Annotated in this window: 17 protein-coding genes, 2 pseudogenes and 1 other annotated feature; of the genes and pseudogenes, 4 read left to right on the top strand and 15 right to left on the bottom strand. The window is 41.9% G+C overall.

Annotation, left to right across the window (positions count from 1 at the left end):
- Nucleotides 1-20: 20 nt before the first annotated feature.
- Nucleotides 21-254, top strand: a complete 234-nt coding sequence (locus ACWODM_RS12520) for a hypothetical protein (protein ID WP_455321707.1) — start codon at nucleotides 21-23, stop codon at nucleotides 252-254.
- Nucleotides 255-348: 94 nt separating this feature from the next.
- On the opposite strand, the gene ACWODM_RS12525 is transcribed toward ACWODM_RS12520, so the two are convergent.
- The 3 genes from ACWODM_RS12525 to ACWODM_RS12535 form a co-directional block, all read right to left on the bottom strand.
- Nucleotides 349-1,146, bottom strand: a complete 798-nt coding sequence (locus tag ACWODM_RS12525; protein ID WP_455321708.1) for an aminoglycoside 6-adenylyltransferase — start codon at nucleotides 1,144-1,146, stop codon at nucleotides 349-351.
- Nucleotides 1,147-1,277: 131 nt separating this feature from the next.
- Nucleotides 1,278-1,907 carry a uracil phosphoribosyltransferase gene (gene upp, locus ACWODM_RS12530; protein WP_455321709.1) on the bottom strand — a complete coding sequence of 210 codons (630 nt, stop codon included), beginning with the start codon at nucleotides 1,905-1,907 and terminating at the stop codon, nucleotides 1,278-1,280.
- Nucleotides 1,908-1,992: 85 nt separating this feature from the next.
- A complete protein-coding gene (locus tag ACWODM_RS12535; RefSeq protein WP_455321710.1) occupies nucleotides 1,993-2,556 on the bottom strand; it encodes an LOG family protein in 564 nt (187 codons plus the stop codon).
- A gap of 71 nt (nucleotides 2,557-2,627) precedes the next feature.
- Here ACWODM_RS12535 and ACWODM_RS12540 point away from each other — a divergent pair, with 71 nt between their 5' ends.
- Nucleotides 2,628-2,942, top strand: a complete 315-nt coding sequence (locus tag ACWODM_RS12540) for a MazG nucleotide pyrophosphohydrolase domain-containing protein (RefSeq protein ID WP_455321711.1) — start codon at nucleotides 2,628-2,630, stop codon at nucleotides 2,940-2,942.
- A gap of 53 nt (nucleotides 2,943-2,995) precedes the next feature.
- Here the strand turns inward: ACWODM_RS12540 and glyA are convergent, their stop codons facing one another.
- The 5 genes from glyA to ACWODM_RS12565 form a co-directional block, all read right to left on the bottom strand.
- Nucleotides 2,996-4,237, bottom strand: coding sequence for a serine hydroxymethyltransferase (glyA, locus tag ACWODM_RS12545; protein ID WP_455321712.1), 1,242 nt, complete (start codon nucleotides 4,235-4,237; stop codon nucleotides 2,996-2,998).
- A 176-nt stretch (nucleotides 4,238-4,413) separates the two neighbouring features.
- Nucleotides 4,414-5,442, bottom strand: coding sequence for an L-threonylcarbamoyladenylate synthase (locus ACWODM_RS12550; protein WP_455321713.1), 1,029 nt, complete (start codon nucleotides 5,440-5,442; stop codon nucleotides 4,414-4,416).
- 200 nt (nucleotides 5,443-5,642) lie between these two features.
- Nucleotides 5,643-6,473, bottom strand: a complete 831-nt coding sequence (prmC, locus tag ACWODM_RS12555) for a peptide chain release factor N(5)-glutamine methyltransferase (protein WP_455321714.1) — start codon at nucleotides 6,471-6,473, stop codon at nucleotides 5,643-5,645.
- A complete protein-coding gene (prfA, locus tag ACWODM_RS12560; RefSeq protein ID WP_455321715.1) occupies nucleotides 6,466-7,539 on the bottom strand; it encodes a peptide chain release factor 1 in 1,074 nt (357 codons plus the stop codon). The genes prmC and prfA overlap by 8 nt, the downstream gene beginning before the upstream one ends.
- A 61-nt stretch (nucleotides 7,540-7,600) precedes the next feature.
- Nucleotides 7,601-8,200, bottom strand: a complete 600-nt coding sequence (locus ACWODM_RS12565) for a thymidine kinase (RefSeq protein WP_455321716.1) — start codon at nucleotides 8,198-8,200, stop codon at nucleotides 7,601-7,603.
- A gap of 397 nt (nucleotides 8,201-8,597) precedes the next feature.
- On the opposite strand from ACWODM_RS12565, the gene ACWODM_RS12570 reads away from it, so the two are divergent.
- Nucleotides 8,598-9,740, top strand: coding sequence for a peptidoglycan-binding protein (locus ACWODM_RS12570; protein ID WP_455321717.1), 1,143 nt, complete (start codon nucleotides 8,598-8,600; stop codon nucleotides 9,738-9,740).
- 108 nt (nucleotides 9,741-9,848) lie between these two features.
- Here the strand turns inward: ACWODM_RS12570 and ACWODM_RS12575 are convergent, their stop codons facing one another.
- The 3 genes and pseudogenes from ACWODM_RS12575 to ACWODM_RS12585 form a co-directional block, all read right to left on the bottom strand.
- Entirely contained in the window at nucleotides 9,849-10,520 is a 672-nt protein-coding gene (locus ACWODM_RS12575) for a TraX family protein (RefSeq protein WP_455321718.1), read from the bottom strand.
- 118 nt (nucleotides 10,521-10,638) lie between these two features.
- A pseudogene (locus ACWODM_RS12580) lies at nucleotides 10,639-11,055 on the bottom strand (dihydrolipoyl dehydrogenase); the annotation flags it as partial.
- Nucleotides 11,056-11,321: 266 nt separating this feature from the next.
- Nucleotides 11,322-11,492: pseudogene (locus ACWODM_RS12585) on the bottom strand (DeoR family transcriptional regulator); the annotation flags it as partial.
- Nucleotides 11,493-11,630: 138 nt separating this feature from the next.
- Here ACWODM_RS12585 and ACWODM_RS12590 point away from each other — a divergent pair.
- Nucleotides 11,631-12,659, top strand: a complete 1,029-nt coding sequence (locus ACWODM_RS12590) for an alcohol dehydrogenase catalytic domain-containing protein (protein WP_455321719.1) — start codon at nucleotides 11,631-11,633, stop codon at nucleotides 12,657-12,659.
- Between the two features lie 41 nt (nucleotides 12,660-12,700).
- On the opposite strand, the gene recQ is transcribed toward ACWODM_RS12590, so the two are convergent.
- From recQ to lepB, 4 genes are all read right to left on the bottom strand, one after another.
- Nucleotides 12,701-14,449, bottom strand: a complete 1,749-nt coding sequence (gene recQ, locus ACWODM_RS12595; RefSeq protein ID WP_455321720.1) for a DNA helicase RecQ — start codon at nucleotides 14,447-14,449, stop codon at nucleotides 12,701-12,703.
- A gap of 173 nt (nucleotides 14,450-14,622) precedes the next feature.
- Entirely contained in the window at nucleotides 14,623-15,015 is a 393-nt protein-coding gene (locus ACWODM_RS12600; protein WP_455321721.1) for an OsmC family protein, read from the bottom strand.
- Nucleotides 15,016-15,026: 11 nt separating this feature from the next.
- Nucleotides 15,027-15,872, bottom strand: coding sequence for a MetQ/NlpA family ABC transporter substrate-binding protein (locus ACWODM_RS12605; RefSeq protein ID WP_455321722.1), 846 nt, complete (start codon nucleotides 15,870-15,872; stop codon nucleotides 15,027-15,029).
- A gap of 80 nt (nucleotides 15,873-15,952) precedes the next feature.
- Nucleotides 15,953-16,181, bottom strand: a binding site (T-box leader).
- Nucleotides 16,182-16,242: 61 nt separating this feature from the next.
- Entirely contained in the window at nucleotides 16,243-16,815 is a 573-nt protein-coding gene (gene lepB / locus ACWODM_RS12610; protein WP_455321723.1) for a signal peptidase I, read from the bottom strand.
- Nucleotides 16,816-17,018 lie beyond the last annotated feature (203 nt).

Genomic DNA, 17,018 nt, shown 5'->3' on the forward strand with positions numbered 1-17,018 from the left:
GAAGGGGAGGTTTATTAAATATGGCATTTGGTAAATTTGAAACAACCATCGTCCCGTCGCAATTTGGTGAAACATTTAAGGTGAATACACCCGTCGTGTTCAAGCTGAACGATCATCTTGAAACAGGTACCGTCACCAAACAGTTAAAGAACTCAGCTGTCGTTGAAATCGACGAGACGGCTGAAAATCATCAGCTCATGGTTCAAAGTAATGGCGTTGTTATCGTTAATTATAAGCATATGAAGAAAATATAGAAAAACCCCTTAGGAAAAATTTTTCCTAAGGGGTTTCGAATTGTGCCCGCAAACTTTTTTGAACCTTGAATACTCGAAATTTTTGCGACACACCCTAACGGATATAATCCTCCAATTGATCGAGCAATTCATTAAGCTCACTGTTAACATATTCTTTGAAGGAATTCACATTCTTCCGATGATCAGCCAGCAGTATTTTGTACGCGGCTAAAATCGCCGTCGGTTCCAAAGCCGACGTCATTTGTTGATAGTTTCTATAGGCAGAAGTTGAAATTTCCTGCTCTACATTTTTGAAGGGATTCACCCAGTGGTCCGTTGTATGCTCCAGCAACCTAATCAGCTGCAAGTGGTACTTTTGACAAAATGATAGACATTCCAGCGAACGAGCAAATTCTCCACGTTTCCAGACATTGACCCCGAACAACCAAGCGTTGATAAAATTATTCACAACAAAGGTAACCGTTTCCGGTGTCTCTCTTTCTACCACGGTCTCTTCCAATACCTGCAGAGCCTTGCTCAAATGTCCTTTTTTATCGACAAGACACATCTGATCCACATTCGGAAAATAGCCCACCGTAGCAAAAGAATCAACCACATCAATTCGACTGCAGGGCAAGAAATGAAATTCTCCACGAATCAAATTTTTAAAGATGACTACCTCTGTACCATATTCATTAAAAAAATGGGTATAGATAGGATACACCGAGGCCAACCATTCCTTCGTTTTCAATTGCGGATACTCCTTGTCCTCTACAAAAAGATAAAATTCAATATCTGAAAATTCATCTCCTGCATTTTGTGTAAACGAACCATACATCAACATCGAATCAATTCGATCATCTTCCAGCCCTTTATTTTTAAATAGTCCAATCATCTTTTTTTGTTCCAGCATTGTTTTTCATCCTAAAATTTTATTCTTAGTTTAAAAATAATGCTTGTCAAAAACAGCGATACACATTTTGGTTCTCTCCTTTTCGATACTTAAAAAGATGATCGGAGAGGCTCTCCGATCATCTCTAGTTACTATTTTGTACCAAACAAGCGGTCACCAGCATCGCCAAGACCTGGAACGATATAGCCATGATCATTCAAATGATCATCTAAAGCCGCTGTATAGATATCTACATCCGGATGTGCATCTTGCAAGGCTTTTACCCCTTCTGGAGCAGATACAAGACAGACAAATTTGATATTTGATGCCCCACGTTTTTTCAGTGAGTCGATCGCCATGATCGCTGACCCCCCTGTTGCTAGCATCGGATCAACGACTAGCAATTGACGACTGTCAATGTCTTCTGGTAATTTTACGAAATATTCATGTGGCTCCAGTGTTTCTTCATCACGATACATACCAACATGTCCTACTTTGGCAGCCGGGATCAATTCTAGGATGCCATCGACCATTCCCAAGCCAGCACGCAGGATCGGGATGATCGCTACCTTTTTACCTGCTAGCATTTTTTGCGTAGTTTTAGTGATCGGTGTTTCGATCACCACATCTTCGACTGGCATGTCACGAGAGATTTCGTATGCCATCAACATAGCGATTTCGTCCACTACCTCACGAAAAACTTTTGTTCCACATTCTTTATCACGAATAATAGAGACTTTATGTTGGATCAACGGATGATCGATTACTTGAAATTTGCCCATTGTATACTCTCCTTTAAAGGTTTTCTTTTATTGTAATTCAAATGAAAAATTCATACAACTTATCTTGTACATATTCTCAATATTTTTACGAGTATTTTCGAATTTCCGGTGTCTGATAGTTTTCGATAAAGGTTTCGATCTCAGTCAACTCTTCAGCAAACAGGACCGCCTTGCGATCGGTCGCTGTCAGAAATTTTTCTGTGACCATCGAATCAAAAAACGCACGAATCCCCTGATAATAGCCATTGACATCGTAAAAAATACACGGATTGTCATTTTGTCCAACACGTGCCCAAGAAACAGCTTCAACGATCTCTTCCAGTGTTCCCGGTCCGCCAGGCAGAGCAATACAAGCATCGCCAAGCTCCAACATTTTTTGTTTGCGTTCAGACATCGTTTCAACCACCTGCAGCTCTGATAAACGGGGATGTGCGATCTCTCGATCCTTTAAAAAAACCGGAATGATCCCAACTGCTTGACCACCATGAGCCAAGACCGTATCAGCGATCGTCCCCATCAAACCAACTTTTCCACCCCCATAAATCAAGGTATGTTTCTTCTCAGCAATCCATTTTCCCAAGGAGACTGCCGCTTCTTTATAGACTGGCTTCTTTCCTTCACTTGCGCCACAGTAAACAACAATATTCAAACAAATTCCCTCTTTTCTTTCCAATTAATTGTAGTATATCATAGAGAAGCGGCAAGATTGGGTGAGACAATTTGGACAGCAAGGAATATCCACAGAGGATCAGTTCTTTTTACAAAAAGAGAGACTGGTACCAATACAACCCTTTTATTCGTGCCAACTTTTTATCTGAAGAAGTCGGGGAAGTCTGTCGAGCGATCCGAACGATCAAGATTGGGCGAGATCGACCAGATGAAGCCGTCTCTTCATCAGAGAAGCAAATGGCAAATCTAACAGAAGAGTTGGGCGATGTGCTGGACAATCTGTTCATTTTAGCAGACAAATACGACATTTCTCTAGAAGAGATCATGACTGCACATAAAGAAAAACTGATATCACGCTATCAATAGTCCATAAAAAAAAGATCTCTCCAGACTTACTGGAAAGATCTTTTTTTTATGGACTATTTTTTATAAAGAGGATACGCATCCGTCAACTCTTTGACAGCTGCCTTAACTTCTTCTAGAACCTCACCGTTGTCTTTGTTGTCTAATACTTTGATGATCAGTTCTGCTACTGTTTTTGAAGCTTCCTCATCAAAACCACGACTTGTGATCGCTGGTGTTCCAATACGGATACCGCTTGTTTTGAAGGGACTTAGATTTTCAAATGGGATCGAATTTTTATTGACAGTGATGCTGACAGAATCCAGCAGGCGCTCTGCGTCTTTTCCTGTCATTTCAAAACCAGTCACATCGATCAACAATAGATGATTGTCTGTCGCACCAGAAACCAAACGAGCATTCGCTGCCTGATTGAAGACCTTCGCCATCGTCTGTGCATTTTTGATTACCTGTTGCGCATATTCTTTGAATTCTGGATCCAAGGCTTCCTTGAAGGAAATGGCTTTCCCAGCAATAACATGCTCTAGTGGACCACCTTGAATTCCAGGGAAGACATTGCTGTTGATTTTCTTCGCCAGGTCTTCATCATTTGTTAAAACCAATCCTCCGCGAGGACCACGCAGTGTTTTGTGAGTCGTTGTCGTTGTGATATCCGCATAAGGAACTGGATTTGGATGCAGACCTGCTGCAACTAAACCAGCAATATGTGCCATATCGACCATTAATTTCGCACCGACTTCATCGGCGATCTCTTTGAATTTAGCAAAATCGATTGTACGAGAATACGCACTTGCTCCAGCAACGATCAGTTTTGGCTGATGTTTACGTGCCAAGATACGAACCACATCATAATCGATCACTTCAGTAGAAGGATCCACACCGTAGCTGACAAAGTTATAGGTTTTTCCGCTGAAGTTCACCGCAGCACCATGCGTCAAATGTCCTCCTGCAGATAAATCCATTCCTAAAACAGTATCTCCTGCTTCAATCAAAGACAAGTACGCCGCTGTATTCGCCTGAGAACCTGAATGAGGTTGAACATTCGCAAATTTTGCACCAAAAATCTCTTTGGCACGGTCAATCGCTAGACTTTCCACAACATCAACAAATTCGCAACCACCGTAATAACGACGTCCTGGGTACCCTTCTGCATACTTGTTCGTCAAAATGCTTCCTTGAGCGGCCATGACTCCCTCAGAAACAATATTTTCAGAAGCGATCAATTCCAAATTGTTTTGTTGACGCTCTGTCTCATGTTCAATCGCTGTCCATAACTCTTCATCAAATGCTTTATAATCCATTCTACTCATACACCCCTTTACTATGATGTTAGCATTGTATCATAAGAATTCCGAGAAATCTTTAAAAAAAGTTTTGAACACGCATATATTTTCAGTGTTTTCCATAAAATACGCTTTAAAAACGAACAATAAAAAACAGAACTCTCAAAATGTTTGAAAAGAGTCCTGCTTGTGTATTAATTTTCTCCAAAATATTGCTGACCAGCCGCTTTTTTCAAGCGATTCATGTAGGCAACTCCTAATTTTTCTTCAGGAAAAGTTGGTACTAAAATCACATCCAGCTGCAACAAGGATTCGTCTAAACTGCGCAAGCCCGCAAACAATCCTTTGGTCGCGGCCTCGACACTGTCATTTTGAAAAGGGAAGGTCGCTGCCACATCCATTCGTACTTCTTCCATGATAGCAGGTCCGGCCATCACACCTAGCTTCAAGCCTCGTGCTGTAAGAGTAGACACCGCCTGTGACCAATCTGCTTCATGAACCATCAAAACCTTTGTATTGGGAGAGTAATGTTTGTATTTCATCCCGGGAGATCTCGGAACATCACTCTCTTTCGTCAGGTACTGATCTATCAGAACCTCGATGCCTAGGTCTGCTTCCAGCTGCTCTTTGGTGATCGCTCCCGGACGCAAAATCATTGGTGGTTTTGTTGGATCACTGATATCCAAAACCGTCGATTCCACACCGATCGTGGCCGCTCCACCTTCCAAAATCCCCTCGATTTTCCCTTGCAGATCATGAAAAACATGGTCTGCTGTCGTAGGGCTAGGCTTTCCAGAAGTATTTGCACTAGGGCCAACCAATGGCAATTTTGCGGCTCTAAGCAAGGTCAGAGTCTCCTTCTTTTTCGGCATCCGAAAAGAGACTGTTGACAATCCCGCGGAGACCACTGTTGGTAGAGCATTTGGTCTCGTTTTAAAAATCAGCGTCAACGGCCCCGGCCAATAGGTTGCCACAAGTTTCTCTGTCAAAGGATGAAATTCATCCACATATTTTTTTACCTCTTCAAAATCTGCCACATGGACGATCAATGGGTTGTCACTTGGTCGTCCTTTGACTTCAAACACCCGCTTCACAGCTGTTTCTGACAAGGCGTTGGCACCTAAGCCATAAACCGTTTCAGTTGGAAAGGCCACTAAGCCATCTGCTTTGATGATTTCAACAGCGCTTTGTATACTGCTTTCATCTAATCGTTTGGTTTCCACAGTTTATCCACACCCTTTCCTTGGTTTTCTATCGAGTTATCAACATTTCACAGAAACTTATGCACATTTTGTGGATAAGTCGTTTGTCAAGTGTGTCTAACCCTGTGTATTTAGCTCTTCCTGTGAAAATAGTTGATTTATACTCGTTTATCAAGCAAAAACAACGAAAAATCTTTTTTTATCCACAATCTTGTGGATAATCAATAAACTACGATCATCCGATCTTTTCCTGACAGGTCCTGGCAAATAGTCACTGTTTTATCAGGAAAGACCTCTTGAAACATTTTCTGAACGACTTCTCCTTGCTGAAAACCGATCTCTAAAAAGATCTTACCCTTCTCTGCAAGCTTTTGCTGTGCCTGCTTGGCTAAACGTTGATAGATCGCCAAACCGCTATTTTCAGCAAATAAGGCTAGCTTTGGTTCAAACAAGCGAACACTTTCATCCATCCATTCCCATTCCTCTTCGCTGATATACGGTGGATTGGAGATCAGGACATCGATCGGAGCACCGATCGGTTCCAATGTATCCCCCAAGTAAAAATCGACGGCAGCCCTTAAATTCTGGCTGTTGTCTCGAGCTGTTTCCAACGCTTTCGGTGAAATATCTACCGCACTTACCTGCCAATCTGGTCGTTCCAGCTTCAAGGTGATGGCGATCGCACCGGTTCCAGTACCGACATCTACAACCTTTAATGCTTTCTCTGAAGTCATTTGAAGACACTTCTCAACTAATTCTTCGGTTTCTGGACGTGGGATCAAGGTATCCGATGTCACCTTGAAGCGGCGACCGTAAAATTCTTCAAAGCCAGTCAAATACTGGGGAGGATGATTGGTTAGTAGTAGCTCGAGATCAGCTTGGATCTGCTGCTCTTCAGCGACCGAGATCTCCTCTTTCATCCTAAGCAGCCAGTCGGTCTTGGTCCAATTTTTACGTGCCAGAAAAACATACTGGATTGCATAGCCTTCTTTTCCCTGTTCTTCTAAAAAAGAAGAAGCCCATGACAGGACTTCTTGATAAGTTTTAGCCATTTTGCAACTCTTCTAACTTCGATGTTTGATCATACACAATCAATGCGTCGATAATCTCATCCATTTTACCAACTAGAATTTGATCTAATTTTTGAATCGTTAAACCAATTCGATGATCCGTTACTCGGTTTTGCGGGAAGTTATACGTACGGATACGCTCAGAACGATCTCCCGTACCGACTGCTGATTTACGATTTGCATCGTATTCACTTTGCGCTTCCTGTGAGATTTGGTCATAGACACGTGCACGCAAGACTTTCATCGCTTTTTCACGATTTTTCAGCTGAGAACGTTCATCCTGCATCGCCACCACGATCCCAGTTGGAAGGTGAGTCAATCGAACAGCCGAGGCTGTCTTGTTGACGTGCTGTCCACCTGCACCAGAGGCATGATAAATATCTGTACGAATATCTTTATCCGCGATATCGATCTCGACCTCTTCTGCTTCCGGCATGACCACAACTGTTGCGGTTGAGGTATGAATCCGTCCTTGTGATTCTGTTGAAGGAACGCGTTGAACGCGATGGGCGCCACTTTCATATTTCAATTTAGAAAAGACGTTGTCTCCTGTGATCATCATGATCACTTCTTTGTAGCCACCAATTCCTGTCACGTTGGCCTCTAAGACCTCCGTTTTCCAGCCTTGGGACTCTGCATAACGTTGATACATACTGAATAGATCACCGGCAAACAAGGCCGCTTCATCGCCTCCAGCAGCTCCACGGATCTCCATGATGATATTCTTGTCATCGTTAGGATCTTTTGGCAGTAACAAAATCTTGATTTGCTCTTCTAATTCTTCTTTTTCTTTTTTTAACTCAGAAAGCTCTTCTTTTGCCAATTCTGCCATTTCATCGTCCAAATTTTCACCTAGCATTTCTTCTGCGTCAGCGATTCCTTGAACAACTTCTTTGTAACGACGATAAACAGCCACTGTCTCACGGGTATTGGCTTCTTCTTTTGACAATTCCATAAAGCGTTTCGTATCAGAAACGACTTCCGGATCACTCAACAGCTCTCCTAATTCTTCGTAACGGTCTTCGATTGCTTGTAACTGATCGTACATTTATTTTGCTCCTTGTTCTTATTTTGTTTGATAGATGACACATGTCTACTCGACTTCAATCTCACTCATCCATTTGAGTGATCTCTTTGGTTTCGATTTCCGGATGAAAATAATGATGGCGGCAAACAGGATAATAGGCTTCATTGCCTCCAATTTGGACCTGTGCTCCTTCATATACTGGTTTCCCATCGATATAATGCAGATTCATGATAGCTTTTTTATGACAAAACCAACAGATCGTCTTCATCTCTTCGATTTTATCTGCGTACAGCAACAAGTATTTTGAGCCTTCAAACAATTCATTTCTGAAATCGTTCTTCAGTCCAAAAGCCATCACCGGGATTCCCAGTTCATCTACGATTCTTGTAAACGAAAGCACATGTTGTTTCTTCAAAAACTGTGCTTCATCGATCAGGACACAATAGGGTTTGAAATCTAGTTTACGAATCTCTTCAAACACATCAGTCTCCTCAAAAATCGGAATGGCACTCTGTTCCAATCCGATTCTACTGGAAACCTGTCCTAGACCAGAACGCGTATCCAGTCCACTTGTCATCAAAACAACTGGTTTCTTTTGTTCTTCATAATTATGAGCGACTTTTAAGATCTCGATCGATTTCCCACTGTTCATCGCGCCGTACTTAAAAAATAATTGTGCCATGTCGTCATCCTCCGTTTACTCCTTTGATAGTATACTTGAAAATAAGGATTTTTTACAGTATTAAATGCTATATCTCATGAAAAGAAGGCTTCAAAATCAATAAAATTTTCTTGTTCACTACATCCTCTTCCAGGAAAAAAATACTTGTTGTTTGCTCATTCCTCTAAAATTCAGATTTTACATAGGTAGAGAAAGACCTTCGTGAGGATGATACAAGATATCATTATTGTGATTAAAACAACAAAAACACTCTTTTTTAGTCTAAAAAGATAAAAATACTCTTTATTATAAACAAAAAATATTTTTTATTTTTTTCACAAAATGTATTGGCATCGTTTTCTTTCTATGCTAAAATGTGAACAGATGAACAAAAAAACAATTTTTTTAGGAGGAAATTATGAAAAAATCACGTATTGCGACTTTATTGGTTCTAACTAGTTTGACTTTGGCGGCTTGTTCAGCCGACGATCAGGGAGGAACCGAAGCCACAGACAATTCTCAGCCAGCGACTTCTGAAAGTTCAGCTGCGGCAGAAGCACCAGCAGCAGACATCACTATTGCAGATGGTAGCGACACTGGTACAGACGTTCCAGGGGAAGGCACATTAGTTATGCGCCAGTTATATACTGCACCTCACGGAACAAGATCATTTGCAGCTGTGAACGTTATTATGAATGGCGACACGATCGTAAGCTCTCGCTTGGATGAATTCCAATACTTAGACCCTGCTGGATTCACAGGCGTTCCTAACTCTGACGGCGGATTTGGCGAATCTTATCCCGAAGGTGTCGTATTAGCAAGTAAAGAAGTAAATGACGAAGCTTATTCTGCAATGATGGCTGAAAATGCAGGTGCTACTCAGTCTTGGCAAGAAAGCATCGATGCAATCACTGATTTCACTAAAGGCAAAACGGTTGCTGAACTTGAAGAAGCTCTTGGCGAATTGGATGCTTTAGGTGAAGAGGGTAATCCAGCTGATGTCGTATCTGGTGCAACATTCTCTGACACGCAAGGTTACCTGCAATCAATCGTAGACACTGCTAAAAACGGTGCTGTATCAATCGGTGCTGAAACAAATACAACTGAATTAGCAGAAGCACAAGTTTTAGGCGCTCCTCACGGGGATAAATCATTCGCTATCACAACAGTTGCTTTAGATGGTGACACTGTCGTAGCAGCATTCTTGGATGAATTCCAATATGTAGATGCAGCTGACTTTGGCGGAGTACCAAGCTCTGATGCAGACTTTGGCGAAGGTGTAGCTGAAGGACAGGTTCTTGCTTCAAAAATCGCTAATGACGAAGCATACTCTGCAATGATGGCAGAACGCGGTGGCGCAACAAAAGCTTACGCTGAAAACATGCAAACGATCCAAGACTTTGCAATCGGCAAAACAATTGCTGAACTTGAAGAAGCACTTGGCGAATTAGATGCTTTAGGTGAAGATGGCGATCCAGCTGATGTCGTATCTGGTGCAACATTCTCTGATACTCATGGCTACTTACAAGCAATCGTAGAAACTGCTAAAGAAGCTCAATAAGAACGATCAAACCCGCAACGGAAAATCCGTTGCGGGTTTTTTGCTTTCTCAACTATAAAGTAGCGTTGCCAGACCTGCAATCACATATAAATGCACCGGATAAAAGAATTAGAACAGATACTTCACCGCTGGACGACTACTTCCCTTTTCACCATTATACACCGCTAAGATCGGCACGACCGTGATCAATAAAAAATCTGAATTGTAGATCAGCATCAGCAAGGTATCCGACAGATTTCCATAGTTGACAAAATTCAGCAACAACAAAACAAGTGAAAACAGCAACAGACACCCGTTGCGCCGACGGATGTTAGCTACTCCTAAATAACAGATCAACATGAAAGGAATTAGGATGAATCCTCCCTCTGTCAACAAGGCAATCACAGCTAGAAAGAAAATCGCTGTTCCATACAACAGCTTGGATCTCAAACTCGCCGTCTCACTAAAATACTGAATAAAATACAAAATAGAAGTCCCGATAGCTAATGTCAGAAAAATATTGTTATGTACTTGATACGCTTCAGCAAAAACAAAACGATTCAACAGGACATTGCCTAGTTGCATACCTACTCCCGCCAACCATAGTCGAGCTAGATACTTCTCCTGATTTGTTGTATAACGGATCCCCTCTACACACATATAAGCAAAGAAAACACCCACACATCTTGTTAGCACATGAAAAAGCGCAGCTACTTCTGGTGAGACAAAAGGCTGAATATGATCTAAGACCATTAAAAACATCATGGCTAGTTTCAGTTGATTTCGATTGATAAAATTCACTTCCTTCTCTAGTTAGTCAACCATTCAATTATGACATGCTTTCTTAAACAGTAAACGAACAATTTTGTCACGTACACAAATAGACACTCAGAAAAAATTTTTCTGAGTGTCTATGATTTTACATATGGATTGGTAATCCTAGACCGATCTCGGTCGCATCCATGATCGTTTCCGATAAGGTCGGATGTCCGTGGATCGTCAAGGCAATGTCCTCCAAGGTCAAATACAATTCGATCGCCAAGGTGATTTCTGCGATCAGGTCACTGGCACCTATACCGACGATCTGGCCGCCTAGAAGGAGTTCGGTCTCTTCTTCAAAGACCAAACGAACAAAGCCTTCTGTGGCATTTAACGACAAGGCACGACCATTGGCCTGTAAAGGAAAAGTCGCCGTTTTGGCTTGTTTGCCAGCGGCTTTGGCTTCCGCCAGGTTTTGACCCACACTGGCGATCTCGGGATCTGTGAAACAGATCGCTGGGATCCCCCGGTAGTCTTTGGCCACGTTCTTACCACTGATGACTTCTGCCGCAACCTTTCTTCAATGTCACTGACTAATGTGTTTCGACTAACTAAAACGTATTCTGAAAGATAATAAGTAGTGATGTATTCGCTGCTTGTGATTAAAAGTAAAGCTAGAATCGTGCGTCTTTCATCTTGGGACAATCGATAATTCTGAAAAGTTGCATACGCTTTCAAGACTGACTTCAAATCGACTTCTTTTGACATTCTTAGGAATCCAGTGTCATCAATGATTAATTTAGTCGCATGCTTTTTCTCTAAATAAAAATTGATTTCTTTGATGTCGTTTCGAATCGTTTGTTCAGAAACATTAAAAAGTTCTGCATACCTTTGCAAGGTTTCACTTTTTTCTCTAAGGATGTCCAATAAAATTTTGTTGATTCTTCTATTCAATGCAACCACCTCTACATTTCTAATTATCGCTATATTCAGATTTTTCACAAGACCAATCATTTTGATATCGCTTCCAACAAAATTGTGATAGTGGAAAAATAACAGCCATGCTAAACTAATTATTATAATTCAATACCACCTCTAATACAAGAAAAAAATAACATCAAATCAATTGATACAACAGAAAGGAACTTAACTATGAAGGCTTTACGTAAATTAGCGGAAGGCTACAACCAAATGGCTCTAACTGACGTGGGAGAGATTATTCCCGCCAAAAATGAATTGAAATTGCAGGTATTGTATACTGGGATCTGTGGATCTGACATCCATGGATTTAAAGGGGAATATAACAAGCAAATCCCCTTGACACTTGGGCACGAATTCGTTGGAGAGGTCGTTGAGGCTGGTGAAAATGCTTCATTATATAAAGAAGGAGACATTCTTGTTAGTGAAACGACGTTTGAAACTTGTGAAAAATGCACCTATTGTAAACAGCAAGAATACAATCTTTGTTCTCATCGAAAAGGCTTGGGGACACAGGTAGATGGAAGCTTTGCGGAGTTTGTTCTGGTAAAAGAAGCCAGATGCCATCTTATTCCGAAAGAGATCAACACTAAAGTTGCTGCAATGTTGGAGCCGCTTGCTTGCTGTATTCATGCAGTGAAGGAAAAGACCGTGGTCTCTTCAGCAGAAAAAATCGCTGTCTTCGGACCCGGTCCAATCGGGGCATTACTTTCTGCCGTATTAGTTTCTTTAGATATCGAAGTTCTATTGATTGGTACAGCTCGGGACAAAAAAAGACTGGCGTTGGTAAAAGAATTGGGTGTTACACATACTCTGGTGGTACAGGAAGATGATGTGGAAGCCTTTGTTGAGGACTGGACAAATGGAATCGGTGCTGATCAGGTCTTTGAATGTTCCGGTAGCATCCATGCGGTACATCAAGCAATGAAAATCATCAAGAAAAAAGGGATTTTGATTCAAGAAGGACTGTTTGCTACAACAATGAACGCGATCAACATGGATCATCTGATCCATAAAGAAATTTGCTATATCGGTTCGCGGACACAAAAACCAAGTTCATGGCAGTTGGCGATCGAATGGTTGTTAGAAACAAAAATGGATCTGTTGCCTATCGTTTCAGCTGTGCTACCATTGGAAGATTGGGAGGAAGCCTTTCGTTTAGCGATGACTGGCGAAGAATTGAAAGTTCTGATGCAACCTTGAAAGAGAGCCTCTTCTCCAATCAGTGAGAAGAGGTTATTGCTTCATCTTTTTTGTAAAAGAGCTAAAAAACGTTCGCCGTATTTTTCTAATTTGTTTTGTCCTACACCCTTGATCTGTAAAAATTCCAATGAGGTCTGGGGCTGTTTTTCGGCCAGCTCTCGCAAGGTCTTGTCGGAGAAAATCACATACGGTGGTAGCTGCTGCTCTTGGGCCAGTTCTAGTCGAAGTGCTCGTAATTCTTCAAACAGATCATCATCCACCACTAGCTGTTTCACAGTTGCCTGTTTGCGAAAGACTTTTCTCTTTCCTAACAAAACCTCGACACCTTCTGAAGAAAGCGACAATAGGGGATATTGTCCTTCTGATGGAAGCAAATAATGCTCTGCCGTCAGATAATCGATCAGCTGCGTGACTTCTTTTTGCGTCCAATCCTTCATCAACCCATAAGTAGATAGCTGGTCAAAGCGCCATTGTGTGATTTTTTGATCTTTGGAACCTGTCAACACTTTGCCCACCAGTGACTTGCCAAAACGTTCGCCCATTCGCTTGACACAAGACAAGACTTTTTGAGTCTCCAAGGTAACATCAACAGATTCACGGTCATCCAGACAATTGCTGCATTTGCCACAGTCGCTTCCTTGCTCTCCAAAGTAACGCAAGATATAGCTCTGCAAACACATTTGGGTATGGGCATACTGATTCATTTCTCGCAGCTTTAAATATTCGTTCTGTTGGTATTCGATCGTGGATTCAGACTGTTCGATAAAAAATTGTTGGATTTGTAAATCATTGGGCGCATACAGCAAGACCGCCTCACTTGGCAGTCCATCTCGACCAGCTCGCCCCGCTTCCTGATAATAGGATTCTAAATTACCGGGAATCTGTGCGTGGATCACAAAACGAACATTGCTTTTGTTGATCCCCATCCCAAAGGCATTGGTTGCGACCATCACCTGGATCCGATCAAACAGAAAGTCCTCCTGATTTTTAGAGCGTTCCTGTTCCCGCAGGCCGCCATGATAGATTCCCGCTGAAATTTGATGATGCTTCAGCAGATGATGGATTCGTTCGGCTTCCTTACGAGTGCTGGCATAAATGATTCCAGACTGACCTTGATTCATTTTTAGATATTCCAGCAAATAAACATCTTTTTGTTCTTTCACGACTTGGAAAGCCAGATTTTCGCGGGCAAAGCCGGTCTTCACCTGATTTTCAGGCGCGATCGACAATAATTGGCAAATATCTTCGGCTACTTCTGGTGTGGCGGTCGCGGTCAAGGCCACGATCACTGGACGTTCAGCAAAGGAACGAATCGTCTCTGCTAGCTTTAAATAGCTGGGACGAAAATCATGGCCCCATTGTGAAATACAATGGGCTTCATCGACAGCAATCAAATCGATCGAGACATGACGCAATAGCTCGAGAAAGTCCGCTGTTTCCAAGCGCTCTGGTGCCACATAAAGCAGCTTGACTTCTCCTCGGGCAGCCATCCCCAAACGTTGTTGGATCTCTGGGAATTGTAGCGTACTATTGATGTAAGTAGCCGGGATGCCCATTTCATTCAAACTGTCGACCTGATCTTTCATCAAAGAGATCAACGGTGATACTACGAGCGTCAAGCCTTCCAGAACCAATGCAGGCAGCTGGTAGCAGATCGATTTCCCGCCACCGGTCGGCATGATCCCCAATACGTCTTCTTTATTTAAAATAGCTCGGATGATTTCCTCTTGCCCTTTTCGAAAGGTCCGATAGCCAAATTTTTCTTCTAACAATGCAGTTATTCTATTCATACAACGACTCCTATCCATGCTCTATTATACCGAATTCAAACAGTGAGTACAAAAAAAGCTGGCGTAAGTTGTGAAAGCCCACGCTCCCAACAGATAGGAAAAACGCGCTTCCTTGTTTAGGAAACGCGTTTTCTGGAGTCTTTGTATTTTAATCAAATGAATCTAGTTGTCATTCAAATAAATTCGACAGTTTCCGTGACTTGAATCGCTGGATCGATCGACTGGATCACTGGACAATTCGGTGACACCAGCTTCAAACAACGAATCGCTTTGCTTTGATACGTCTCGGCTATTTCTGCATGAAAGCAAATCTGGATCGACTGGATCGGACGGGCGCGACGTTCATCGTCTCTTGTATAATGAACCTCGATTTTTTTCAAAGAAAAGGGAACCTTTGAATTTTCTAAAACAGATTCATAGACATAACCGCCACATGCAGCGACAGCACTTACTAACATTTGGACTGGTGAATAGCCTTGTTCTTTGGCTAAGACCCAATTTCCCTGCGCTGCTGGCAATTCGATTTTATTCTTCCCTTGAACCAGAGTCAGTCTTTCTGTCGTCATTTATTTGCTCCTTACCATACTGGTACGCTTGATCCTTTAGTTACTTCAGCAATGATCTCTTTGACTTCGTCTGTTTGATAGTAGTCAACGATCGTTTGATAAATTTCTTCATCCTTTTCATCTTCTCGCACAGCGATTACATTGTAGTAAGGCTGTGAAGATTCTGCAACAGGTTCTAGATAAATCGCTGTTTCCGTAGGGATATAACCAGCATCTACAGCAACGTTATTATTCACACATGCAATATCCACGTCATCCAAGGCACGAATCGTTTGATTGGCATCTAAGATTTCGAATTGTAGATTTTTGGGATTCGCAGTCACATCATTTACTGAGGGCATCAAGCCAGCTGCTTCATCCAACTCGATCAGACCCGCTGTTTGCAACAGCAATAAGGCACGACTTTCATTAGACACATCGTTCGGGATCGCTACAGTTGCGCCATCCTCTAGCTCAGAAATATCCCCGATTTTATTTGAAAAAATACCTAAAGGATTCAATGATGTATAAGCGATCGTTGTGTTTGAGAAGCCGCCTTCTTCATTGACATTATCCATAAAGATCTCTGTCAAGGTAGAGTGCATATCGATCGAACCATCTTCCAAAGAAGTGATCGGTGCACGATAATCGGTGAATTTCACGATCTCTAAATCGATATTCTCATTTTCCTTCAGCTCTTTTTGTACGTGTTCCCAAGCTTCATTACTTTCGCCAACAACCCCTAGCTTTACAACTCTTGGCTCATCGCCCGAAGCACTTCCACTGTCAGCTGTATTTCCTGAACCGCAAGCACCCAATAGCGCCAGCGCACCTACCGTTAAAATCCCTGATACTACTGTTTTCCATCCTTTTTTCATTGTCATTCTCCTTTATTGTCTTAATGCTTTGTTTTCCCCTAAAAAACAAAAAAGTCCTTTTATCCGCACGACGATGCAGATAAAAGGACGAATTACCGTGGTACCACCTTTTTTCGGAAGTCTCGCTTCCCTTTACCCAACTTTTTGACAAATTGGTGTTCAAGTTAACGATTGAACCAGTCGAAATTGCCTACCTATCGGCAATTTTCCTCAGAGACCATCTTCATCTTCTCACACTTGATCCTTTTCACCGGACAGGATTTCTCTAAAAAAGTCTTCCAAGACTACTCTTCTCTTCTGCGGATAATATTCCAATTTCCTGTACTTTATCGTATCCAAAAAACAGTGTCAATAAAAATGCTTCTTTGGGCTATTCGATCAGCGAGATCTCATTGAGGGGCCAGTATCGAAGAAACGCCTTCCCTTTGATCATCGATTCCTCCACAAAGCCGAATCTGCGACTGTCTTTGGAGATCAGACGGTTGTCTCCCAAAACAAAGTAGCTTCCCTCTGGCACTTCACTATAGAAGTCCTCTGTAAAGGTCTGTGCCAACATTGCAGTCGCTTGGTTTCCTTCGTCATAAGCATACTCCGATTGAAGCCTGTCCTCTGCAAATTTTTGTTGGTAGTCTGCCAAATACGGTTCTTCAACGACCTCGCCATTGATCGTCAGGACATCATTGCTCATTTCAACCGTATCTCCCGGCATGCCAATCACTCGTTTGACAGCTAATTTATCCAGATCATCTGGTTCCTGTGTCGTAATGATATCAAAGCGCTCGACTGTAAACATTTTCAGAGTGATCAGTTTTTGTCCATTGTCCAAGGTTGGATCCATCGAGTGTCCTTTAACTGAAACAGGTGTCACGATGAACAGACGCAAGCTTAAAAATAGTAATACAAAAAAAATAAACAGACCCCAATTTTTAACAAATTCTTTCAAGAGTTTGTGCTCCTCTGCAATATTTTCGTTTAGTATACCATAATTGCTTAAGAGAAGGAAAAACATTCTCCCTACTGTATGTGTCAAATTTTTTGAGGTTGAATAAAAAAGCAGCTGACTTCACTTAAATTTTGTTATTAGTACCTCACTTGCGTTCGGTTTGCCTAGTTATTTCTAATGGAAAAATTTTTTCCATTAGAAAT

The sequence above is a fragment of the Enterococcus olivae genome (assembly GCF_053760925.1).